Origin of the sequence: Streptomyces hyderabadensis, from assembly GCF_020404845.1 — a bacterium.
Lineage (GTDB): Bacteria > Actinomycetota > Actinomycetes > Streptomycetales > Streptomycetaceae > Streptomyces > Streptomyces hyderabadensis.
Genome location: NZ_JAIOJZ010000005.1, coordinates 187,637 through 210,750, shown reverse-complemented (window position 1 = coordinate 210,750; position 23,114 = coordinate 187,637). Strand labels below are relative to the sequence as shown.

Sequence of the window (23,114 nt, the reverse complement as noted above, 5' to 3'; positions counted from 1 at the left end):
GCCACGCCGCGTCCCCCGCCACTCACCGACCGCCTTCGCGGTCCCTCCTGCAGCCGCAGGGTCAGCCCCTCCGCACGGGCTGCGGCGACGAGACGGATGGCGCCCATGCTGTCCCCGCCGCGCTGGAAGAGGTCGTCCTCGGGGCCGACGTCCTCGACGCCGAGAACGTCCGCGATCAGCCGGCACAGCAGCTTCTCCGCCGGCGTGGCGGGAGCCCGTCCGCCTCCCGGCGCCCCGAAGTCCGGGCACGGCAGGGCGGCCCGGTCCAGCTTGCCGTTGGGGGACAGCGGCAGCGCGTCCAGGACAACGACCGCGGACGGCACCATGTAGGGGGCGAGTGATGCGGCGGCGTGGGCCCGCAGGTCCGCCGGTACGCACCCCGCACCGACCACGTAGGCGACGAGGTGCTGCACGCCGGGGGCGTCCTCGCGCAGCAGGACCGCGCACTGCCGCACGTCGGGGTGGCCCAGCAGCACCTGCTCGACCTCGCCTGGTTCCAGCCGCTGGCCGCGCAGCTTGACCTGGTCGTCCGCGCGGCCCACGAAGGCGAGCGTGCCGTCCGCATCCTGCCGCACCAGGTCGCCGGTGCGGTACACGGGGCCGCCGTCCGGCTGCCACGGGTCGTCCACGAAACGTTCGCCGGTCAGGTCCGGGCGGTCCAGGTAGCCGCGGGCCACACCCGCGCCCGCGAGGTGCAGCTCGCCCGTCTCGCCCGGCGCGCACGGCCGGCCCCGCTCGTCCAGGACGTAGGCACGCGTGTTGGCGACGGGCCGCCCGAGCGTGGGCTCCGGGTGTGCGGCCAGCGGCGCCATGAACGCGTCGACGGTGCATTCACTGGGCCCGTACAGGTTGAACGCGAGAAGATGCGGCAGCGCGCGCAGCCGCTCCCACTGGACGGGGCCGACGGCCTCGCCGCCGAGTGCGAGCACCCCGGGACGATGCGGGCGGGAGGCGTCGAACAGGCCGCTGAGGTCCAGCTGTTCGGCGAAGGTGGGCGTGGTCTCCACCACGTCGATGCGGTGTTCGGCGATGTGCCGGACCAGCAGCGCCGGGTCCCGGCGGGTGAGATCGTCGACCAGATGCAGCTCGTGTCCCTCGAACAGCCACAACACCGGGTCCCACGCCGCGTCGAAGGACTGGGCCGCGGTGTGCGCCACGCGCAGCCGGGGGCGTCCGAGGTGCTCGGTCGCCGGCCCGAAGAACAGCTCGCGGTGCGAGGCGACGAGATTCATCAGGGAGCGGTGCTCGACGACCACACCCTTGGGCCGGCCGGTCGAGCCCGATGTGAACAGCACGTACGCGGCGTCGTGCGGAGTGAGGGGGCGGGTACGGTCCCCGTCCCGCACCGGTCCGGGGGACAGGGCGGCCGTTGCCGCGGCCGTCTCGGGGTCGTCCAGGCACAGGGCGGGCACGTCCGGGGCGAGCCGGTCGGCGAGGGCGCGGGTGGTGAGCAGCAGGCGGGGACGGGCGTCGGCGAGCATGCCGGTGATGCGCCGCTGCGGGTAGCCGCTGTCCACGGGTACGTAGACGGCGCCTGCGGTGAGCACGGCGAGCATGGCGACGACCGAGTCGGCGGTGCGCGGCAGCAGTACGGCGACCAAGTCCTCGGCGCCGACTCCGTCGTCGAGCAGTCGGCGGGCCAGTCGTTGGACCCGGGCGTGCAGGGCGCCGTAGGTGTACGTCGTGTCCGGGGCGACCAGGGCTGTCTCGTCGCGCCACGCCACGGTCACAGCGCCCAGCAGATCGGGCAGGAGGGTGCCGGGGACCGGGAGCAGCGGACCGGTCAGCGCGTGCGGGGCAGCCGGACGTGCCACGTTTGCCACGGTGTCGTCCTCGCGGTCGGGGGCGGGGGTCACTGCAGGAGGGCGGAGACGGCGGCGGCCACCTCGTCGGACGCCAGCAGGTCGACGTGCGCCACGTCGGGGAACGGGATCTCCTTGGCGACCAGACGCCCCGCCTCACCGCCGCCCGCGGAGGTCACGGCGGTCGCGGTGGACCAGGTGCCGACCAGGGCCTCCGGCTCCTGTGCCGCGATCTCGCCGGAGCCGCACACGAAGGACACGTACGTGGAGAAGCCGCCCAGGAATTCCGCCGTGCGTTCGTCGTCGAGGCCGGCGCGGCGGCACGCGGGCTCGCCGTACTCGCGGAACAGACGGCTGAGTTGCTTACCCAGGGCGGTGAGGTCGCCGGCCTGCTCGCGCGCCCGCTCTCCCCGCTGCCGTGCTGCTGCCTTCTCCTCGGCGGTCAGTTCCGGCAGGAAGCGCTCCATGATCTGCTGGTACTGCCAGTAGAGGAAGAACTCCTGCGGGATGTCCGGGTCGAAGAAGACCGTGTCCGGTGTCTCGCCCTGCAGCGCCCCGACACGGTGCGCCAGGACGGCCGCGTACGGACTGGCGGCGCAGAAACCCATCACCGCGCGCACCGGGCGCCCGCTCGCCTCGACGCCCGCCGTCCAGCGGTCGAGCCACTCGGCACCGGTCGGCGTGGTGCCGGAGGCCAGTGGCGGCGGCAGCGTTTCCCAGAGGGCGTACGGGATCTCGAGCCGCTCGGCGAGTTCCGTGAAACCGGCTTCTCGCCGTCCCGTGCCCGGAAAGTCGACGGCGAGAACGATGCCGTCCGCCGTCCCTCCGGACCGGACCGTCCAGGATCCGCTCCCGTTCATGACGCGCCTGCCTCCCCCAAGAGTCATCGAACGCCGTTCAGCAGCGTTCGAACGCGACCCTAGGTGCCCCGCACCCGCGGACAAACCCCAGTCGCCCCCCTAGTGGCCCCAGCGGAGGGGCGGGGGCGACACCTGCGGTCCCGGGCGGCCTGCGGCCCTCGCGTTCGTCCCCTTCGAAGAGGCGTCGCGTACGCCCTCTGACGCGGGACGTGGGGCCGTACAACCATGTGCGGGGCACGCCCGTCACCAGGCGTACCCCGCAAGGTCATTCCGTGCTCACCTCAAGGTTCAGGCCAGCAGCTCCACCTCCGCCAGCGTGTGCGCGCCGTCCAGGACCAGCCGGTACTTGGCGTACGAGCCCGGCGACTTCACCGAGAACGCCCGGGTCTGCCGGTCCCAGGCGAAGGACTCGCCGGAGCGTTCGTCCAGCGTCTTCCAGGTGGTGCCGTCGGCCGAGCCCTGGAGCTTCCAGCCGGCCGGGGCCTTGGTGCGGTCGGCCGACGAGGTGAGCGTGTACTGGACCGCCTTGGCACCCTTGTCGGACACCGGCAGGTCCACCGAGGTCACGCTCGCGTCGGTCGCCGAGGTGTTGTCGAACAGCGGGCCCTGGCCCGTGACGGCGTCGGTGCGCGGGGTCGGCACCTCGTCGTCCTGGGTGATCGACGGCGGCGCCGCGTTCTCGCCCGTGCCCCACGAGGAGGGCTTCGCGCCCATGTCGAACTCCAGGACGCCGCCCTTGGCGATCAGCGAGTGGGGGAGCGAAGTGGAGTTCCAGCGCTTGCCGTTGACCTTCAGGCCCTGCACGTAGACGTTCTTCGTGCTGTTCTTCGGCGCCTTGACGACCAGCTCGCGGCCGTTCTCCAGGTGCACCGTCGCCTTCTTGAACAGCGGGGAGCCGATGGCGTACTCGCCACTGCCCATCACCAGGGGGTAGAAGCCGAGCGAGGAGAAGAGGAACCAGGCCGACTGCTCGCCGTTGTCCTCGTCGCCGTGGTAGCCCTGGCCGATGTCGCTGCCGGTGTACAGCCGCTGGAGCACCTCGCGGATGTTCTTCTGCGTCTTGTACGGCTGCCCGGCCGCGTCGTACATGTACAGGGCGTGGTGGGCGACCTGGTTGGAGTGCCCGTACATGCCCATGCGGACGTCCCGCGCCTCGACCATCTCGTGGATGACCCCGCCGTAGGACCCCTTCAGGTCCGGGGAGGCCGTCTCCGGGGTGGAGAGGTACTCGTCGAGCTTGTCGGCGAGACCGTCCCGGCCGCCGTACAGGTTGGCCAGGCCCCGGCTGTCCTGCGGGGCGGTGAAGGCGTAGCCCCAGCCGTTGGTCTCCGTGTAGTCGTAGCCCCACACCCGCGGGTCGTACTTCTCGGAGTCCACGCGCCAGTTGCCCTTGGTGTCCTTGCCCTGGAAGAAACCGGCCTGCGCGTCGAAGAGGTTGACGTAGTCCTGGGCGCGGTTGAGGAAGTACGCGGACTCCTCCTTGTACCGCTTCTGGCCGGTCTCCTTGTAGAGCTTCTCGCCCATCTTCGCGATGCCGTAGTCGTTGAGGTAGCCCTCCAGCGACCACGACAGGCCCTCGTGCGTCTCGGTACCGGCGTAGCCGAGGAACGGCGAGGTCTCCATGCCCTTGCGGCCCACGCCCGAGGACGGCGGCACCACGGTGGCGTTCTTGACCGCTGCGTCGTACGCCGCCTTGGCGTCGAAGTCGACGCCCTTGACGTAGGCGTCGGCGAAGGCCACGTCCGAGGAGGTGCCGGTCATCAGGTCCGCGTAGCCGGGGGAGGACCAGCGCGAGGTCCAGCCGCCGTCCTTGTACTGCTGCACGAAGCCGTCGACCAGCTCACCGGCCTGGGACGGGGTGAGGAAGGAGTACGCGGGCCAGGCGGTCCGGTACGTGTCCCAGAAGCCGTTGTTGACGTAGACCTTGCCGTCCACGATCTTGGCGCCGGTCTCGGTCGGCGTGTTCTCCTTGACCGCCTTGGAGAACGGGGAGGCGTACTTGTACGTCCCGTCGACCTTCTCGTGGCCCGCGTTCGGGTACAGGTACAGCCGGTAGAGGCCGGAGTACAGCGTGGTCAGCTGGTCCTGCGTGGCGCCCTCCACCTCGACCTTGCCGAGGATCTTGTCCCACTGCTTCTGGGCGTCGCGCTTGACCTTGTCGAAGGAGGCGCGCTCCGGGATCTCCTGGCGCAGGTTGTCCTTCGCCTGGTCGACGCTGATCAGCGAGGTGGCGATGCGCATCGTCACGGCGTGGTCCCGGCCCGCGTCGAAGCGCAGGTGGCCCTTGACGCCGCTGGAGTCGCCGCCGGTGACCTTGGAGTCGAACTCGCCGTAGACGAACAGGCGGGTGGCACCGGCGGAGCCGCCGGACTTGACGTCCGAGTAGCCGGTGAAGGTGCCGTTCTCCTTGTCCAGGGTCAGACCGGCGTTGTCCTCGACGTTGTCGAAGATGACGCTCGCGTCGTCACCGGGATAGGTGAAGCGCATCATCGCCGCGTGGTCGGTCGGCGCCATCTCGGCCTTGACGCCGTTCTCGAACCGCACGCCGTAGTAGTACGGCCTGGCTGTCTCGTTCTCGTGCCGGAAGGCCAGCTCGCGGGCGTCCCGGCCGGTGTCCGGGGTGCCGGAGGCGGCCGACGGCATCACCTGGAACGTCTGCCGGTCACCCATCCAGGGGCTCGGCTCGTGGCTCGCGGCGAACGCCTGCACGGTGGGCAGGTTGTCGTCGTTGTTGCCGCTCGCGTACTCGTAGATCCAGCTGAGCGAACCGGCGTTGGTCACCGGCGTCCAGAAGTTGAAGCCGTGCGGCACGGCGGTCGCGGGGAAGTTGTTGCCGCGCGAGAAGCTGCCGCTGGAGTTGGTGCCGCGGGTGGTGAGCGCGTAGTCGGACAGGTGGGCCTTGGGACGCTCGGGCGCGGCCCGCTCGATCTTCACGTCGTCCAGCCAGCCCCGGAACTTCGCCGGGCCCTTGGGGGAGTCGTAGGCGAGCAGGATCCGGTCGATCGTCTTGCCGGCCGCGACCGAACCGATCCCGGACTTCACGCTGTTCCACTGGTTCACGTAGAGGACCTTGGCGTCGCCCTGACCGCGCGGCGTCAGCGGGAACCCGTGCTGGTCGGTGGCCTTCAGGTCGCTCAGGTAGGTGCCGTCGGTGAAGGCGAGGTCGACGGAGACGTTCGTGGCGTCGTAGTCGAGGTCGCCGTCCGCCATCGACGGGAAGACCTTGTACGACAGCTCGCTGCGCCGGTCGACCTTGATGTCGACGTCGAAGACCTTGTTGTACGAGTAGCCCCGGCCGTCCGCGGTGTGCCGGCCCGCGTAGCGCAGCGCGTGGGTGCCGGTGAACCCGGCGTTGGCCTTCGCGGTCGGCGAGCCCACCGGGCCCTCGTCGACGTAGGAGAGCATGTCCTCCGGCGTGGGGACCTCGGTGTCGCTGGTGGCCAGCTGCACGTCGGCGAGCTGGAGCGCGTCGCCGGCCCCGTTGTTCTTGGTGATCTCCAGCCGGAAGTGCTGGAACTCGGCGGTCTCGGCGAGTTCGTACGTCTTGGTCTGGAAGCGCTCGCCGAAGTGCTCCCCGGAGCGGGTGTCCAGCGTCTGCCAGGTCTCGCCGTCCGCCGAGCCCTTCAGCGTCCAGTCCAGCGGGTCGCGCTCGTCGTGGTCGTTGGCCGAGGTGAGCGCGTACTTGGCGATCTTCGTCGGGGCGTCGAGGTCGAACTCGACCCAGCCGGTGGGCGCGAAGGTGAGCCACTTGGTGGCCGGCTCGTTGTCGACCAGGTTCTCCTTCACCTCCCGGCCGCCCGTGTTCTCGGCGCTGGCGCGCACGCCGGTGACGTTCTCGGTGACGTTGCCGGGTATGCCGGTGCTGTACCCGCCGTCCACCCCGGAGGCCCGCTTGCGGCCGTCCGCGCCGGTGTCCACGGTGTCGGTCCAGTCCGGAGCCGGGTCGTCCGCCTCGAACGAGGACGCGAACTCCCGGTCGGCCTTCGCGGGCGCGCCCGGCAGTGCGACCGCCGCCCCCTGTGAACCCACCGCCAAGGCGAAGGCGGTCGTCATGACGACCGCCGGACCCCATCTGTGCCGAACTCTGTACTGCATGTCCTGGCCACCCTCCCTGCGCGTGGGACAACGTTGTCAAATCAACTGCGCAAGGACCAGTAGGGGTCAAGTGGCATGTGATGTCAAGGGTGTTGGATGTGGCGTTCGGGGCTTATGGCAGGTATTCCTACGGCATGCCGCGCACAGGCCGCTCATATTTCCGGGAGGTCTCAACTCGGAAAAGACGTACCGCGAACCTTGCATTCGATCTTGCTCCGCCAAGTGAAAGTGGACTATACCTGTCGGCACTCCGGGGCATCTTCACCGCACCCGACCTTGTACGGCCGCATTTCCTGCACGACCCAGCTTGACCCGAACGCGGTGCCGGGGAGGATCCGGTTCACCGCCTGAGTCCTGGAGAAGGCGAGGACTTGAGCATGGGATCCACCACCGGCGTGGGCCATCACGATCTGATCAGGCGGAGCGCGACCGCCGCTCCGGCCCCGGCGACTGTTGTGCCGGCATCGCTCAGCTGATCATCGGCGCCGCACCGCGGCTCCGAGACGACGGCGACAACGCCTCACGTGCGGCCGGCATCAGGACCGGCCCGGTCACGGCGGCCGCACACGCAGCACACCCGGACAGAACCAATCGATCAGTGAGGATGCAAAGATGACCATTCGTGCCGGCTCTCTTGACAGGCGGACACTCCTGCGCGGCGCCATCGCCACCGCGGCGGTGGGCTCGTTCGCGGTCGCCTGCAGTTCTCCCTCCAGCGAGGACGGCGACGGCGACGGCGGCCCGAAGGGCGAGAAGAGCGCCAACAACCCGTTCGGTGCCGCCGCGAACTCCTCGGTCGAAGCGGCCATCTTCGACGGCGGCTACGGCACCGACTACGTCGACTACACCAACCAGGTGCTCGGCAGCCAGGTCAAGGGCCTCAAGGTCCAGGTCAAGCCGGTCGTCGACATCGCCCCCCAGCTGCAGCCGCGCTTCGTCGGCGGCAACCCGCCGGACCTCATCGACAACTCCGGTGAGGACCAGATCGGCTTCCTCGGCATCCTCGACCAGCTGGAGGAGCTGGACGACCTCTTCGAGGCCAGCACCTACGAGGGCAAGAAGATCGCCGACATCGTCTACCCCGGCGTCAAGACCCCCGGCACGTTCAAGGACAAGTTCGTCGCGCTCAACTACGTGATGACGGTGTACGGCGTCTGGTACTCGAAGACGCTCTTCGAGGAGAACGGCTGGACCCCGCCGAAGACCTGGGACGAGGCGCTCGACCTCGGCCAGCAGGCGAAGAAGAAGGGCAAGTACCTCTTCGTCCACGGCAAGGAGGCGGCGACCTACTACCGCACGCTCCTGATCGACTCGGCGATCAAGGAGGGCGGCGACGAGGTTCGGCTCGCCCTGGAGAACCTGGAGAAGGGCTGCTGGTCGCACCCGGCCGTGCAGGGCGTGATCAAGGTCATGGAGACCATGGTCAAGCAGAAGATGTTCGTCCCCGGCGGCTCCGGCACCCAGTTCCAGAAGGCGCAGGCGATCTGGAGCAACGACCAGAAGGCGCTGCTCTACCCGTCCGGTGGCTGGATCGAGAACGAGATGAAGAAGGCCACCAAGGCGGACTTCCAGATGACCGGAATCCCGTCGATGACGCTCACCGACAAGCCGGCGATGCCCTACGAGGCGCTCCGCGCGGCCGCCGGCGAGCCGTTCATCGTGCCCAAGCAGGGCAAGAACCCGGCCGGCGGCAAGGAAGTTCTCCGGGCGATGCTGTCGGAGAAGGCGGCCGCCAACTTCTCCAAGACGAAGCTGGCCCCGACGATCGTCAAGGGCACGGTGCCCGCCGACGGCTACGGATCGACGGCGCTCGTCTCGCAGACGAAGATGCTGGAGGCCGCGGGCACCAACATCTTCAACTACATGTTCGTCGAGACCTACGGGCTGAACACCGACCAGCTGGTGCCGTGGAACTCGTTCCTCGCCGGTGACCTCGACGGCAAGGGGCTGACCTCGGCCCTGCAGAAGATCTCCGACAAGGTCCGGGAAGACGACTCCGTCGACAAGGTCAAGGTCAGCTAGCACCGCGATGAAAGAGACGATCCCCACTGCCGAAACCGCGAGCCGCCGGCCCGAGCCGGCCGCTCGCGGCGGGCGGCCACGGCGCCGCAAGCTCACGTTCGACCGGGTGACGTTCTTCCTCGCGTTCCTCGGTGTCCCACTGGCCATCTTCGTGATCTTCGTGCTGATCCCGTTCGGCCAGGCGATCTTCTGGGGGATGACCGACTGGCGCGGCTTCAGCCCGGACTACAACTTCGTCGGCTTCGACAACTTCACGAAGATGTTCCAGGACGACATCTTCCTGAAGGCGTTGCGCAACGTCGCACTCCTCGCCGCCTTCGTGCCGCTGGTGACGCTGACGCTGGCCCTCGGGGTCGCCGTGGCCATCACCCTGGGCGGGCCGAGCAAGGGCCCCGTCCGAGGGATCCGGGGGGCGTCGTTCTACCGGATCATCTCGTTCTTCCCCTACGTCGTGCCGGCGATCATCGTCGGTCTGATCTGGGCGCAGATGTACGACCCGAACGCCGGCCTGCTCAACGGCGTCCTCACCGGCCTCGGTCTCGACCACTTCGACACGTTCGCGTGGCTGGGCGAGAAGGCGACCGCGATGCCGGCCGTGATGTTCGTCATCATCTGGGGGCTCGTCGGGTTCTACGCGGTGCTCTTCATCGCCGCGATCAAGGGCGTTCCCGGTGAGCTGTACGAGGCGGCGAAGATCGACGGGGCCGGCCGGCTGCGCACCACGATCTCGATCACCCTGCCGGCGATCCGGGACAGCGTGCAGACGGCGTACATCTACCTGGGCATCGCCGCCCTCGACGCGTTCGTCTACGTCCAGGCGATGGTGCCGAACGGCGGCCCGGACAACTCGACCCTGACCATCAGCCAGCGTCTGTTCAACGTCGCCTTCGCCAAGCAGCAGTTCGGCTACGCCACCGCGATGGGCGTCGTCCTCGCCGTAGTCACCCTGGTGTTCGCGGCGCTGGTGTTCCTCGTCAACCGCCTCACCGGCGGCGGCGAGGGCGAGAGCAAGAGGAAAGCACCTGGGTCCAGGGCTCGGCGTGCCGCAGCCAAGGGAGGTGCCCGGTGAGCGTCATCGCCGCCGACCGGAAGCCGGCCAGTGACCGGAAACCGGCGAGCGACCGCAAGCTGACGAGGGCCGCCGCGAGCAGCGACCGCAGATTCGCGGCGATCTCGCACGCCCTGCTGATCCTGTGGTCCGTGATCGTGATCGTGCCCATGCTGTGGGTGCTGATGTCGTCGTTCAAATCGACCGGCGAGATCCTTTCCTCGCCGTTCTCGCTGCCGGATCACTGGCGCTTCGAGAACTACGCGAACGCGTGGACCGACGCGAACATCGGAAAGTACTTCCTGAATTCCGTGATCGTCGTGGTCTCGGCACTGGTCCTGGTGATGCTGCTCGGCGCGATGTGCGCCTACATCCTCGCCCGGTTCGAGTTCCCCGGACGCCGGCTGATCTACTACGTGATGCTCGCCGGCCTGACTTTCCCGGTTTTCCTGGCGATCGTTCCGCTCTTCTTCCAGCTGCAGAACTTCGGGCTGCTGAACACCCGTCCCGGACTGATCCTCACCTATGTCGCGTTCGCGCTGCCGTTCACGATGTTCTTCCTATATTCCTTCTTCCGGTCGCTGCCGCACGACGTGTACGAGGCCGCGCTGATCGACGGTGCCGGGGACTGGAGGGCGTTCTTCCAGGTGATGCTGCCGATGGCCCGTCCGGGCATGGCCGCGGTGGCGATCTTCAACTTCCTGGGCCTGTGGAACCAGTTCCTGCTGCCGGTGGCGCTCAACACCGACCAGGACAAGTGGGTCCTCACCCAGGGCATGGCCGCCTACGCGTCCTCGCAGGTCTACGACATCGACTACGGTGCGCTGTTCGCGGCGATCGTGATCACGGTGGTGCCCGTACTGCTCGTGTACTGCGTCTTCCAGCGGCGGATCGCCGGTTCGGTGTCGCAGGGCACCTTCCGCTGACGCCGACCGCCGCTCCACCCGGCGTACGCAGGGGTCCGTCCCCGGAGAGACAGCTCTCCGGGGACGGACCCCTGCGGCGTACCACCGGCAGCCGGTCCTGGAGACGGCCTGGAACCGATTTCTTTCAAGGGCTTGACGTCACTGGGCGATTCAGCGGAGTTTGGGGTTCATAACTTGTACAAGGTCCGCATCGCACAGGGTGACGCGGACCCAGGGGATGAGGGTGAGAGTCAATGGAGACTCCCGGGTCGCAGTCGTCGCTGCACCGAGCCAACCTGGAACGCGTCGTACGCGCGGTACGACTCGCCGGTTCGCTCACGCAGGCGGAGATCGCGAGGACGACGGGCCTGTCCGCGGCCACGGTCTCGAACATCGTCCGGGAACTGAAGGACGGCGGCACCGTCGAGGTGACGCCCACCTCCGCGGGCGGCCGCCGGGCCCGCAGCGTGTCGCTGAGCGGGGACGCCGGCATCGTCATCGGCGTGGACTTCGGCCACACCCACCTGCGCGTCGCCCTCGGCAACCTCGCGCACCAGGTGCTCGCCGAGGAGTCCGAGCCGCTGGACGTCGACGCCTCCTCGGACCAGGGCTTCGACCGGGCGGAACAGCTGGTCAGCAGGCTGATCGCGGCCACCGGCGTGGACCGCGCCAAGATCGCCGGGGTGGGCCTCGGCGTGCCCGGCCCGATCGACGTGGAGTCCGGGACGCTGGGCTCGACCGCCATCCTGCCCGGCTGGGGCGGCACCCGGCCCGCCGAGGAGCTGCGGGGGCGGCTCGGCGTGCCGGTGCACGTGGACAACGACGCCAACCTCGGGGCCCTCGGCGAGCTGGTCTGGGGCAGCGGCCGGGGGGTGCGGGACCTGGCGTACATCAAGGTCGCCAGCGGCGTCGGCGCCGGTCTGGTGATCAACGGGAAGATCTATCGCGGACCCGGCGGCACCGCGGGCGAAATCGGGCACATCACCCTCGACGAGGCCGGTCCCGTCTGCCGGTGCGGAAACCGGGGTTGCCTGGAGACCTTCGCGGCAGCACGCTATGTGCTTCCGCTCCTCCAGCCCAGCCACGGCACCGATCTGACGATGGAGGGCGTGGTGCGGCTGGCCCGGGACGGTGACCCCGGTTGCCGTCGGGTGATCGCCGACGTCGGCCGCCACATCGGCAGTGGAGTCGCCAATCTCTGCAACCTGCTCAACCCGAGCCGAGTCGTCCTCGGCGGCGATCTCGCCGAGGCCGGTGAGCTGGTGCTCGGGCCGATAAGAGAGTCCGTCGGGCGGTACGCCATCCCCAGCGCGGCGCGGCAGCTCTCGGTGCTTCCCGGGGCCCTCGGGGGCCGTGCGGAGGTGCTGGGGGCCCTCGCCCTCGCGCTCAGCGAGATGGGCGATTCGACGCTCTTGGACGGATCTGCGACCGGCGCTCTGCCGGCGGCCACGCCTGCCTTCACTTAGAGCACGGATGGCACCGTTGTCATCTCGTTAAGGATTTACTTCTTGACGTCGCACGTGCGGCCGAGTTGACTTCCAGCCACCTCGGCCGCAACGACGCGGCCTCGTCAGGGAGGTTTGTGAAGTGAACACGCGTATGCGTCGTGCCGCCGTTGCCCTCGCCGCCGGTGCCATGGCCGTCTCGCTCGCCGCCTGTGGCAGCGCCAAGGAGTCCGGCGACAACAACGACTCGTCCGACTCGGCCGCGAAGAAGGGCGACGACATCAAGGTCGGTCTGCTCCTTCCGGAGAACCAGACCGCGCGGTACGAGAAGTTCGACAAGCCCATGATCGAGAAGAAGGTCAAGGAGCTGACGAACAACAAGGGCGAGGTCGTCTACGCCAACGCCAAGCAGGACGCCAGCCTGCAGAACCAGCAGGTCGACACGATGGTCACCAACAAGGTCGACGTGCTGATCGTGGACGCGGTGGACTACAAGGCGATCGCGGGCTCGGTCAAGAAGGCCAAGGACGCCGGCATCAAGGTCGTCGCCTTCGACCGCCTGGCGGAGGGCCCGATCGACGCCTACACCTCGTTCGACAATGTCACCGTCGGCAAGACGCAGGGCGAGGCGCTCCTTGAGGCGCTGGGCGACAAGGCCAAGGACGCCCAGATCGTCATGATGAACGGCTCCTCCACCGACCCGAACGCCGCCCAGTTCAAGGAGGGCGCGCACGCCGCCCTCGACGGCAAGGTGAAGGTCGGCCGCGAGTACGACACCAAGGAGTGGAAGCCGGAGAACGCCAACGCCAACATGGAGGGCGCCATCTCCGCCCTCGGCAAGGACAAGATCCAGGGCGTCTACTCCGCCAACGACGGCATGGCGGGCGGCATCATCACCGCCCTGAAGGCCGCCGGGATCGCCAACGTCCCGGTCACCGGCCAGGACGCCGAGCTCGCGGGCGTGCAGCGCATCGTCACCGGTGAGCAGTACATGAGCGTCTTCAAGTCGTACCCGAAGGAGGCCGAGACCGCGGCCGAGATGGCCGTCGCGCTGGCCAAGGGCGAGTCGCTCGACTCCATCGCCAACGACAAGGTCGACTCCGCCACCGCCAAGGACATCCCCGCGGTCATCGTCCCGGTCGTCTCGCTGACCAAGGACAACATCAAGGAGACCGTCATCAAGGACGGCTTCTACACGATCGACGAGATCTGCACGGACAAGTACAAGGCCGCCTGCGACAAGATCGGCCTCAAGTAAGCGGACCCGCGTCCCGAGCCGACTGAGCCGCCCGGGACCGGCCGCCCCAGCTCCTCCGGCGCCCCGCACCCATCAGCCCCGCAAGCTACGCGGGGCGCCGGACGGAACACCCCCCAAACTTCTGCACAACCTCCCGCCGGGTCAGGCGGCGAAGGAGATGGTTCACGTGTCCGCTACGCCCGTGCTGGCGTTGCGCGGGGTCTCCAAGCGATTCGGTGCCGTCCAGGCGCTCACCGAGGTAGAGCTTGAGGTCCACGCCGGTGAGGTGGTCGCCCTGGTGGGCGACAACGGCGCCGGAAAGTCCACGCTGGTCAAGACGATCGCCGGCGTGCACCCCATCGATGAGGGCGCCATCGAGTGGGACGGCAAGGCCGTCTCGATCAACAGGCCGCACGACGCCCAGAACCTCGGCATCGCGACGGTCTACCAGGACCTCGCGCTGTGCGACAACATCGACGTCGTCGGCAACCTCTACCTGGGCCGGGAGATCCGCCGTCGCGGCGTCCTGGACGAGGTGGAGATGGAGCGCCGCTCCCGCGAGCTGCTGGACACGCTGTCCATCCGCATCCCCAGCGTCCGCATCCCGATCGCCTCGCTCTCCGGCGGTCAGCGCCAGGTCGTGGCGATCGCCCGGTCCATGCTCGGCGAGCCCAAGCTGGTCATCCTGGACGAGCCCACCGCCGCCCTCGGCGTCGAGCAGACCGCGCAGGTCCTCGACCTCGTGGAGCGGCTGCGCGAGCGCGGCCACGCCGTCATCCTCATCAGCCACAACATGGCCGACGTCAAGGCGGTCGCCGACAAGGTCGCCGTCCTGCGCCTCGGGCGCAACAACGGTGTCTTCGAGGTCAAGTCGACCTCGCAGGAAGAGATCATCTCCGCCATCACGGGTGCCACGGAGAACGCCGTGACCCGTCGTGCGGCGCGCGCAAACGGGGAGATCAAGAAGTGAGCATCGACAAGACCTCCACCCCTGCCGCGGACAGCGCGGCGGAGAACACCGACGCGGCGGCCGCCGCCGTCACCGCCGTCGACCCCCGGCTGCTCGTGCGTGAGCAGGGCTTCGCCGGCTACATCGGCGAGTTCAAGCGGAAGATGAAGGCCGGTGACCTCGGGTCCATACCGGTCGTCGTCGGCCTGCTGATCATCTGGGCCATCTTCACCAGCCTGAACTCCAACTTCCTCACCGCCGGCAACTTCTCCGACATGTCGGTCGCCATGGTGGGCACCGGCATGATCGCCGTCGGCATCGTCTTCGTGCTGCTGCTCGGCGAGATCGACCTGTCGGTCGGCTCGGTCAGCGGTGTCGCGGGCGCCACCTTCGCGGTGCTGAGCGTCACGCACGGGATGAACGAGTGGCTCGCCCTGCTGCTGGCGATCCTCACCGGTACCGTCGCCGGTGCCATCCACGGCTTCGTCTTCGCCCGCATCGGTGTCCCGGCCTTCGCCGTGACGCTCGCCGGACTGCTGTTCTGGCAGGGCTTCATGCTGCAGATCCTGGGCGACAACGGCACGATCAACCTCGACTCCGAGGGCGTCGTCGTCAAGCTGACGAGCTACTACTTCAGCGACGTGGCCGCCGCCTACGGTCTGGCGGTCGTGGTGACGGCGGGCTACTTCCTCGCCGCGTTCTTCGACAACCGCCGCCGCGAGGCCGCCGGGGTGCCGTCCCGGCCGCTGAACGAGATCATCGTGCGCACGGTGCTGCTCGCCATCCTGGCCTTCGCCGTGGCGATCGTCTTCAACCAGTACAAGGGCCTGCCGCTGGCCGTGGTGATCTTCCTGGCGTTCCTGCTGCTCACGGACTTCGTGCTGCGCCGCACCGCCTACGGTCGGAAGATCTTCGCGCTCGGCGGCAGTGTCGAGGCCTCCCGCCGTGCCGGTATCAACGTGGAGCTGATCCGGATCTCGGTCTTCGCGATCGCCGGCGGTTTCGCGGCGATCGGCGGCCTCTTCGTGGCCTCGAAGATCGCCTCCGCCAACCAGGGCGCGGGCACCGGTGAGTTCCTGATGAACGTCATCGCCGCGGCCGTCATCGGCGGTACTTCCCTGTTCGGCGGCCGCGGCCGCACCTGGGACGCGCTGCTCGGTGTGATGGTCATCGTCTCGATCCAGTACGGCCTCGCCCTGGAGGGCATCGCCTCGCCGGTCCAGTACATGATCACCGGTGGTGTGCTGCTGGCGACGGTCGTCATCGACGCGATCACCCGCAAGACGCAGAAGACGGCCGGCCGCGCGTAACACCTTCCGCACGGCCGACGACGGTCCGCCCGCCCAGTTGAATCCTGGGCGGGCGGGCCGTTTCGCTTTCCTCCGCTGCCGGTCCTGCCTTGCGTGCCGTCGTGGTCGTCAGCGGGCGCCTCGTGGCCGTCAGCAGGCGCCGAGGTCCTGCCAGACGCCCCACTGGCCGGTGGTGCCGGGCTCCTCGCCGGTCGTCCACCACTTGGCCTTCCAGGTGTGCCCCTCGTGCGAGACCTGCTGCCCGCCGGTGTAGACGGCACCCGAGTCCCACGGGGCGGCCGTGCACTGGTTGCCGTTGCCGCCGGTGACGGTCAGCGTGTACGTGGTGCTGTGGCTGCCGGACGGGCTGGTGCCGGTGACGGTGACGGAGTAGGTGCCCGAGACCGTCTGGCCGGTGGTGGCGAGGGTGAGCGTCGACTGCCCGCCCGCGGTGACCGAGGCGGGACTGAAGGACGCGGTGACACCCGCCGGGAGGCCGCTCGCCCTGAGCTGCACCGTCTCCGCCTCGCCCGTCTTCACCGCGGTCTTCACCGTGGTGGTGGCCGAGGCGCCCGCGGTCACGGTGCCCGAGGCCGGGGCGGCGGAGAGGGAGAAGTCGTTGTCCGGGACGGTGCCGCCGCTGGTGAACGGCGCGAAGATGTGCGAGAAGTCCCAGGTGTTCTGCTGGATGCCGGAGCAGTTGTCGGCCGCGCCGCCGCCCGCGCAGCTCCCGTTGTCCCGCTGCAGCGCCCAGAAGGAGAGCGTGTTGATGCCCTGGTCCAGGGCCCAGTCGTAGACGGTGCGGGCGTTGTCCAGGGTGAAGGTCTCCGCCGGCCCGAAGTCGTCGACGCCGATCATCTCGATGACGCCGATCATGTGCCACAGCTCGGCGGCGGACTTGTCCGGGTACAGCCGGGCCAGCACGTCGTGCAGGCCCTGGGTGGCCGTCTGGGTGTCCTTGGCCATGTCGTGCGGCTGGTTGTCGTAGTAGTCGAACGTCATCAGGTTCACGACGTCGACCTTGGTGCCGTTCTTGACGGCGTTCTCGAGCAGGGCGACGCCGTTGCTCGCCAGGCCGCGGGTGGTGGTGGGCAGCGTGTAGGAGATCTCCAGGTCGCGGCCGCTTTCGGCGGCCCAGTCCTGGACCAGCTTGATGGCCTTGTTGCGGCGGTCGATGCCCGCGGTGTTGTCCAGCGCGTCGATCTCGATGTCCATGTCGAGCCGGCTGACGTCGTAGGTCGTGACGACCTTCTCGTAGGCCGCGGCGATCTGCTGGACGTCGGTGCAGCTGTCGGCGATCTCGGTCCCGGTGGTGTCGGCCGTGTAGCCGCCGAACGAGGGGATGACGTCCCCGCCGTTCGCCTGGATGGTGTCGAAGTCGGCGCCGAAGGTCGACTGCGCGATCGGCATCGACGTGTCGCCGTTCCAGTACGGGGTGCAGGAACCCGGGGTCGCCGTCTGGAGGAAGGCCATGGTCAGGTGCTTGGCCCCCGACTGCGCGGCCAGCGCCGCCGGGCTCTCGCCGGTCCAGGCCTCGAAGTACGGCGCGAAGACCCGGTCCGGCAGCGGGGTCGCCGCCTGGGCCGCGCCGGTGCCGGACAGGGCGAGGCCCACCGCGGCCACGGCGGTCGCGGCCGCGGTGAGGGCCGCGCGGATGGAACGCATGCGTCTCATGTCAGTCCCGGTGTGTGTGGGGTGGAACGTCGATTCCCGTGCTGTGCTGGGGTGTTGCCGGGTACGGGGATATCGCCGCGGCGACGGGGGACGCAATGGTCTGGACCAGAATGGGACTAGACCAATACGCCGGACCGGACGCCTCCGGGCCTGGACACCGCGCGCCCCGCGGACTGGACCAGCCGGGTAAAGGTGTCACCAAGCCGCGCGGCGGCGTGCCCCCGCGCGCAAACGGGGAAGACGCGGACCGGGAAGACGTAGAACGGCCCGTCCGTGGGTAAGGCCGAACGCGTGACGTACGACGCACCGCCCGGACACGTTCCGCCGGAGCGGAACATTAGACTCGACGAGCCCGGCAACAGCTCTACTGCAAGGAGGCACGGGTGCCGCTGCTGACCCGCATCACGGGACCGCGCGATCTGGACCGGCTCAGCCTGGAAGAGCTGACTCAGCTGGCCGAGGAGATCCGTACCTTCCTCGTCGACGCCGTCTCCAAGACCGGCGGCCACCTCGGCCCCAACCTCGGCGTGGTGGAACTCACCCTCGCCCTGCACCGGGTCTTCGACTCGCCGAAGGACAAGGTGCTCTGGGACACCGGCCACCAGTCCTACGTGCACAAGCTGCTCACCGGCCGCCAGGACTTCTCCAGGCTCAAGATGAAGGGCGGCCTGTCCGGCTATCCCTCCCAGGCCGAGTCCGAGCACGACGTCATCGAGAACAGCCACGCCTCCACCGTCCTCGGCTGGGCCGACGGCATCGCCAAGGCCAACCAGGTCCTGCGGCGCGACGACCACGTGGTAGCCGTCATCGGTGACGGAGCCCTCACCGGCGGCATGGCCTGGGAGGCGCTGAACAACATCGCCGCCGCCAAGGACCGCCCCCTGGTCATCGTCGTCAACGACAACGAGCGCTCCTACGCCCCCACCATCGGCGGCCTCGCCAACCACCTGGCGACCCTGCGCACCACCGACGGCTACGAGCGCTTCCTGGCCCGCACCAAGGAGGTCCTGGAGCGCACCCCGGTCGTCGGGCGCCCCCTCTACGACACCCTGCACGGCGCCAAGAAGGGCCTGAAGGACTTCATCGCCCCGCAGGGCATGTTCGAGGACCTCGGCCTGAAGTACGTCGGCCCGATCGACGGCCACGACCTGGAGGCCCTGGAGTCCGCCCTCACCCGCGCCAAGCGCTTCGGCGGCCCGGTGATCGTGCACTGCCTCACCGAGAAGGGCCGCGGCTACCAGCCCGCCCTCCAGGACGAGGCCGACCGCTTCCACGCCGTCGGCAAGATCCACCCCGACACCGGCCTGCCCATCGCCACCTCCGGCGCCGACTGGACGTCCGTCTTCGGTGACGAGATGCTCAAGCTCGGCAAGGAGCGCGAGGACGTGGTCGCCATCACCGCGGCCATGCTCCAGCCGGTCGGCCTGGAGAAGTTCGCCAAGGCCTTCCCCGACCGCGTCTACGACGTCGGCATCGCCGAGCAGCACGGCGCGGTCTCCGCGGCCGGCCTCGCCCACGGCGGCGTCCACCCGGTCTTCGCCGTCTACGCCACCTTCCTCAACCGCGCCTTCGACCAGGTGCTGATGGACGTCGCCCTGCACAAGTGCGGCGTGACCTTCGTGCTGGACCGGGCCGGCGTCACCGGTACCGACGGCGCCTCCCACAACGGCATGTGGGACATGTCGATCCTCCAGGTCGTGCCGGGCCTGCGGCTCGCCGCCCCGCGCGACGCCGACCAGGTCCGTGCCCAGCTGCGCGAGGCCGTCGCGGTGGACGACGCGCCGACCGTGGTCCGCTTCTCCAAGGGCGCCGTCGGCCCCGCCGTACCCGCCGTCGGCCGGGTCGGCGGCATGGACGTGCTGCGCGCCCCCGGGACCGACACGCCCGACGTGCTCCTGGTCTCCGTCGGCGCCCTCGCGCCGATGTGCCTGGAGGTCGCCGGCCTGCTGGACAAGCAGGGCATCTCCACCACCGTGGTCGACCCGCGCTGGGTCAAGCCGGTCGACGAGGCCATGGCCCCGCTCGCCGAGCGGCACCGCGTGGTCGTCACCGTCGAGGACAACTCCCGCGTCGGCGGCGTCGGCTCCGCCGTCGCCCAGGCCCTGCGCGACGCCGGCGTCGACGTGCCGCTGCGCGACTTCGGCATCCCGCCGCGCTTCCTCGACCACGCCTCGCGCGCCGAGGTGCTGGCCGAGATCGGGCTCACCGCGCCGGACATCGCGCGCCAGGTCACCGGCCTGGTCGCCAAGCTCGACGGCAGGTACGACCGGGCGGGCGCCGAGGTGGACCAGGTGCAGGCCGCGCGCGACTGACACCGCGCACGCCGCACTCCGCGCGCACTCGGCACGCCGCACTCCGCGCGCACTCGGCACGCCGCACTCCGCGCGCACTCGGCACGCCGCACTCCGCGCGCACTCGGCACTCCGCCGGACGGGCCGGTTCCGCCACTCGTTGCAGTGGCGGAACCGGCCCATCCGCGTGAAATCGCCCACGCCGGGGCATACGCAGTACGCCCCCTCTCGATCATGTCGAGGACGACAAGCGTGGGAGGTCCCCGTGAGCAACACCCTGTTCAGGACCAAGAAGATCGAGCAGTCGATCCGTGACACGGAGGAGCCCGAGCATCAGCTCAAGAAGTCCCTGTCGGCGCTCGACCTGACGGTCTTCGGTATCGGCGTCGTCATCGGCACCGGCATCTTCGTACTGACCGGCACGGTCGCCAAGAACAACGCCGGGCCGTCCGTGGCCCTCGCCTTCGCCGTGGCCGGTGCCGTCTGCGCGCTCGCCGCGCTGTGCTACGCGGAGTTTGCCTCCACCGTCCCGGTGGCGGGGTCCGCGTACACCTTCTCCTACGCCTCGCTCGGCGAACTGCCCGCCTGGATCATCGGCTGGGACCTGGTCCTGGAGTTCTCGCTGGCCACCGCGGTGGTGGCGGTCGGCTGGTCGGGCTACATCCGCTCGCTGATGGACAACGCGGGCTGGCACATGCCCGCCGAGCTGGGCGGCAGGGACGGCGCCGAGGGCTTCGGCTTCGACATCCTGGCGGCCGCCCTGGTGCTGGTGCTCACCGCCATCCTCGTGCTCGGCATGAAGCTGTCGGCGCGGATCACCTCGCTCGTCGTCGCCATCAAGGTGGCGGTCGTCCTCATCGTGATCATCGCGGGCGCCTTCTTCATCAAGGGCGCCAACTACGACCCCTTCATCCCGAAGTCGCAGCCCGTCGAGGCGGGCGGGGGACTGCACTCACCACTGATCCAGCTGATGTTCGGCTGGGCGCCGTCCAACTTCGGGGTGATGGGCATCTTCACGGCCGCCTCGGTCGTCTTCTTCGCCTTCATCGGCTTCGACATCGTCGCCACGGCCGCCGAGGAGACCAAGAACCCGCAGCGCGACATGCCCCGCGGCATCCTCGGCTCGCTGGCCATCTGCACCGTCCTGTACGTCGCCGTGTCCATCGTCGTCACCGGCATGCAGCACTACACCCAGCTGTCCATCGACGCCCCGCTCGCCGACGCGTTCAAGGCCACCGGGCACCCCTTCTTCTCGGGCGTGATCAGCTTCGGCGCGGCGGTCGGCCTGACCACGGTCTGCATGATCCTGCTGCTCGGCCAGACCCGCGTCTTCTTCGCGATGAGCCGGGACGGACTGCTGCCGCGCTTCTTCTCCCACGTCCACCCGAGGTTCCGCACCCCCTACCGGCCGACCATCCTGCTGGGCGTGATCATCGCGATCGTGGCCGGCTTCACCAGCCTCAGCGAGCTGGCCGAGCTGGTGAACATCGGCACGCTGTTCGCCTTCGTCGTCGTCGCGATCAGCGTGATCATCCTGCGCCGGACCAGGCCCGACCTGCCCCGCGCCTTCCGCACCCCGCTGGTCCCGCTGCTGCCCATCGTGTCCGTGGCGGCCTCGCTGTGGCTGATGCTGAACCTGCCCGCCGAGACCTGGGTCCGCTTCGGCATCTGGATGGCGATCGGCTTCGTCGTGTACTTCCTCTACGGCCGCACGCACAGCCGCCTGGCCCGCGGCGAGGAGACCCCGGCCGCGCCGTCCGCCCCGAAGGGCCCGTAGCGCCACCGGACCCGACGCGCCGGGGCCCCGCACACACGCCGTGCGGGGCCCCGGCGCCGTACGCGGCCGCCCCTCACCCGGGCCGCACCGTCCTGGGCCCCGCCACCTGCGCCCCCAGCCGGGTCACCCGGCGGCGCAGCTCGCGGTCGGCCGTGACGACCAGGACCGGCCGGCCGTCCGCCGCCCGCGCCACCAGCTCGACGATGTGGTCGTCCCCGCTGCCGGGCGCGGACTCCACCCGTACGCCGGTCACGGACTCCACCCCGCGGGCCGCGCCCTCGACGACCAGGACGACCTCCGCCGGACCCGCCCGCCCCGGCACCCCGTGGGCCGCCAGCCGGTCCCGCAACCGCTCCGCGGCCCCCCGCCGGTCCCGCCACCAGCCGTCGGGCACCGAGCCGACCACGTTCGCCGCGTCGACGACCACGAGCAGGGACGCGTTCTCTTCCATCCCGCCAGGGTCGCACGTGCCCGGCGCCGCGCCAGGCTCCGAGCGCGACGGCCGTACCCGAACGACACGGAGCCGACCGCCCCGCTTAGAGTGATGCGGTGAATGGCGACTGGCTTCTCCTCGGCCGCGACGGCCGCCTCAGTGTGTACCTCCCGTCGGACGGCGCCGCCCTGTGGCGCGCCGAACGCACGCCCGCCGGGCCCTGGGAGGCCCCGCGCCGCATCGGCGGCGACCAGGAACTGTGCCCGGGCCCCCTCGCGGTCGGGCAGGGCCTCGACGGTTACGCCCACCTGGTCGCCTGGCACCCCACCGGGGCCGGCCGCTGCGGCCTCACGCACACCACGCACTTCCGGCCCCTGCTCGCGCCCCTCGACTGGCAGCCGGTCGGCCACCCCGACAAGCAGGGCGACCGCACCGGAACCCCGGCCGTCGCGGTCGACGCGCAGGGGCGCGCTCACGTCTTCGTCCGCAATGCCGGCGGCGGCATGAACATGGTGGCCCAGCGGCAGAAGGGCGGCTGGGCGCCGTGGCGGGACCTGCAGGGCAGCCACGTCCAGGAGTCGCCCGTGGCCCTGACGACCTGGGCCGGCCTGGTCGAGCTGTACGCGCCCGTGGAGAGCGGCATCCAGCACTGGAGCCAGGAGGCGCCGGGCACCCGCATGGTGCTGGGGGAGCACCTGCGCGCCGCCGTCCGCCCGGGCACCCTGCGCGCCCTGGCGACCTCCGCCGAGCACACCACGGTCTTCTACACCGACGCCGGCACGGGTGAACTGTGCGCCTGGCGCCCCGGTGGCAAACCGACCCCCCTGGTGACCGCCGTCGGCCCCGGCCCCGTGGCCGCCGTCCGCACCGTCATAGACGGCCACGACTGCACGGTGCTCGCCCAGCGTTCGGCGGGCAGCGGCCGCGTCGCCTTCGCCGCGTACCCCTCGGAACTGGAGGAGCTGGGCGCGGCCTGGACCGAGTCGGGCCCCGCCCTGCCGTCCGACGCGACCGTCTCCCTGACCCCGGACGCCGACGGCCGCCTGGTGGCGGCGACCCTCTCCCCGTCGACCGGGCAGCTGCTGCTGAGCCGGCGCAAGGACGAGGCGGGGCTGGCGCTGGGGGCCTGGGAGGCGGTCTGAGCCCGCCCTGCGAGCCGGTCCATGACGGGGAGCGGTACGTGAGTCCGACGCGCCCGACCGCAGTCCGTTCGGCTGCCGCGTAGGAAGAGCCGTGCACGAGGTTGTCACATCATGTTCGTCGAACGTTCGATCTATGATGGTTCGC

Annotated in this window: 15 protein-coding genes; 10 read left to right on the top strand and 5 right to left on the bottom strand. The window is 69.8% G+C overall.

The features are described from left to right. From K7854_RS06745 to K7854_RS06735, 3 genes are all read right to left on the bottom strand, one after another. On the bottom strand, positions 1–1,814 hold a 1,814-nt coding region (locus K7854_RS06745; protein WP_226025437.1), incomplete at its 3' end, for a non-ribosomal peptide synthetase. 38 nt (positions 1,815–1,852) lie between these two features. Beyond that, positions 1,853–2,662: a hypothetical protein gene (locus K7854_RS06740; RefSeq protein ID WP_226025436.1), complete on the bottom strand. Its 810-nt coding sequence runs from the start codon at positions 2,660–2,662 to the stop codon at positions 1,853–1,855. Positions 2,663–2,950: 288 nt separating this feature from the next. Next, positions 2,951–6,757 (bottom strand): GH92 family glycosyl hydrolase, encoded by a 3,807-nt coding sequence (locus K7854_RS06735; RefSeq protein WP_226025435.1) that lies wholly within the window; start codon positions 6,755–6,757, stop codon positions 2,951–2,953. 678 nt (positions 6,758–7,435) lie between these two features. Between K7854_RS06735 and ngcE the strand changes: the two genes are divergently transcribed. The 7 genes from ngcE to K7854_RS06700 all read left to right on the top strand — a co-directional run bounded on the left by ngcE (position 7,436) and on the right by K7854_RS06700 (position 15,673). Further along, a complete protein-coding gene (gene ngcE, locus K7854_RS06730; RefSeq protein ID WP_308112528.1) occupies positions 7,436–8,779 on the top strand; it encodes an N-acetylglucosamine/diacetylchitobiose ABC transporter substrate-binding protein in 1,344 nt (447 codons plus the stop codon). A 7-nt stretch (positions 8,780–8,786) separates the two neighbouring features. Further along, the gene (locus K7854_RS06725) at positions 8,787–9,848 is read left to right on the top strand and encodes a carbohydrate ABC transporter permease (RefSeq protein WP_264086982.1); all 1,062 of its coding nucleotides are present in this window, start codon (positions 8,787–8,789) and stop codon (positions 9,846–9,848) included. Beyond that, positions 9,845–10,753, top strand: coding sequence for a carbohydrate ABC transporter permease (locus K7854_RS06720; protein WP_226025432.1), 909 nt, complete (start codon positions 9,845–9,847; stop codon positions 10,751–10,753). Before K7854_RS06725 ends, K7854_RS06720 begins: the two co-directional genes overlap by 4 nt. A gap of 233 nt (positions 10,754–10,986) precedes the next feature. Further along, positions 10,987–12,198 carry an ROK family transcriptional regulator gene (locus K7854_RS06715; RefSeq protein WP_226025431.1) on the top strand — a complete coding sequence of 404 codons (1,212 nt, stop codon included), beginning with the start codon at positions 10,987–10,989 and terminating at the stop codon, positions 12,196–12,198. A 133-nt stretch (positions 12,199–12,331) separates the two neighbouring features. Continuing rightward, positions 12,332–13,435, top strand: a complete 1,104-nt coding sequence (locus K7854_RS06710; protein WP_226025445.1) for an ABC transporter substrate-binding protein — start codon at positions 12,332–12,334, stop codon at positions 13,433–13,435. A gap of 157 nt (positions 13,436–13,592) precedes the next feature. Then, on the top strand, positions 13,593–14,384 hold the full coding sequence (locus K7854_RS06705) for an ATP-binding cassette domain-containing protein (protein WP_059298203.1): 792 nt from the start codon (positions 13,593–13,595) through the stop codon (positions 14,382–14,384). Continuing rightward, positions 14,381–15,673, top strand: coding sequence for a sugar ABC transporter permease (locus tag K7854_RS06700; protein WP_226025430.1), 1,293 nt, complete (start codon positions 14,381–14,383; stop codon positions 15,671–15,673). Before K7854_RS06705 ends, K7854_RS06700 begins: the two co-directional genes overlap by 4 nt. 129 nt (positions 15,674–15,802) lie before the next feature. Here K7854_RS06700 and K7854_RS06695 read toward each other — a convergent pair whose 3' ends face one another. Beyond that, positions 15,803–17,326, bottom strand: a complete 1,524-nt coding sequence (locus K7854_RS06695; RefSeq protein ID WP_226025429.1) for a glycosyl hydrolase family 18 protein — start codon at positions 17,324–17,326, stop codon at positions 15,803–15,805. 383 nt (positions 17,327–17,709) lie between these two features. On the opposite strand from K7854_RS06695, the gene dxs reads away from it, so the two are divergent. Further along, complete coding sequence (gene dxs, locus K7854_RS06690) at positions 17,710–19,638, top strand: 1-deoxy-D-xylulose-5-phosphate synthase (protein WP_226025428.1); 1,929 nt, start codon at positions 17,710–17,712, stop codon at positions 19,636–19,638. Positions 19,639–19,882: 244 nt separating this feature from the next. After that, a complete protein-coding gene (locus K7854_RS06685) occupies positions 19,883–21,394 on the top strand; it encodes an amino acid permease (RefSeq protein WP_226025427.1) in 1,512 nt (503 codons plus the stop codon). Between the two features lie 73 nt (positions 21,395–21,467). On the opposite strand, the gene K7854_RS06680 is transcribed toward K7854_RS06685, so the two are convergent. Next, complete coding sequence (locus K7854_RS06680; RefSeq protein WP_226025426.1) at positions 21,468–21,845, bottom strand: PIN domain-containing protein; 378 nt, start codon at positions 21,843–21,845, stop codon at positions 21,468–21,470. Between the two features lie 98 nt (positions 21,846–21,943). Here K7854_RS06680 and K7854_RS06675 point away from each other — a divergent pair, with 98 nt between their 5' ends. Further along, positions 21,944–22,969, top strand: coding sequence for a PLL family lectin (locus tag K7854_RS06675; protein ID WP_226025425.1), 1,026 nt, complete (start codon positions 21,944–21,946; stop codon positions 22,967–22,969). Positions 22,970–23,114 lie beyond the last annotated feature (145 nt).

Bases quoted from the DNA above. Each gene is read 5' to 3' on its own strand.
- K7854_RS06735 (WP_226025435.1), bottom strand. From the start codon at position 6,757: ATGCAGTACAGAGTTCGGCACAGATGGGGTCCGGCGGTCGTCATGACG.
- K7854_RS06680 (WP_226025426.1), bottom strand. From the start codon at position 21,845: ATGGAAGAGAACGCGTCCCTGCTCGTGGTCGTCGACGCGGCGAACGTG.
- K7854_RS06695 (WP_226025429.1), bottom strand. From the start codon at position 17,326: ATGAGACGCATGCGTTCCATCCGCGCGGCCCTCACCGCGGCCGCGACC.
- K7854_RS06715 (WP_226025431.1), top strand. From the start codon at position 10,987: ATGGAGACTCCCGGGTCGCAGTCGTCGCTGCACCGAGCCAACCTGGAA.
- K7854_RS06705 (WP_059298203.1), top strand. From the start codon at position 13,593: ATGGTTCACGTGTCCGCTACGCCCGTGCTGGCGTTGCGCGGGGTCTCC.
- K7854_RS06725 (WP_264086982.1), top strand. From the start codon at position 8,787: ATGAAAGAGACGATCCCCACTGCCGAAACCGCGAGCCGCCGGCCCGAG.
- K7854_RS06740 (WP_226025436.1), bottom strand. From the start codon at position 2,662: ATGAACGGGAGCGGATCCTGGACGGTCCGGTCCGGAGGGACGGCGGAC.
- K7854_RS06710 (WP_226025445.1), top strand. From the start codon at position 12,332: ATGCGTCGTGCCGCCGTTGCCCTCGCCGCCGGTGCCATGGCCGTCTCG.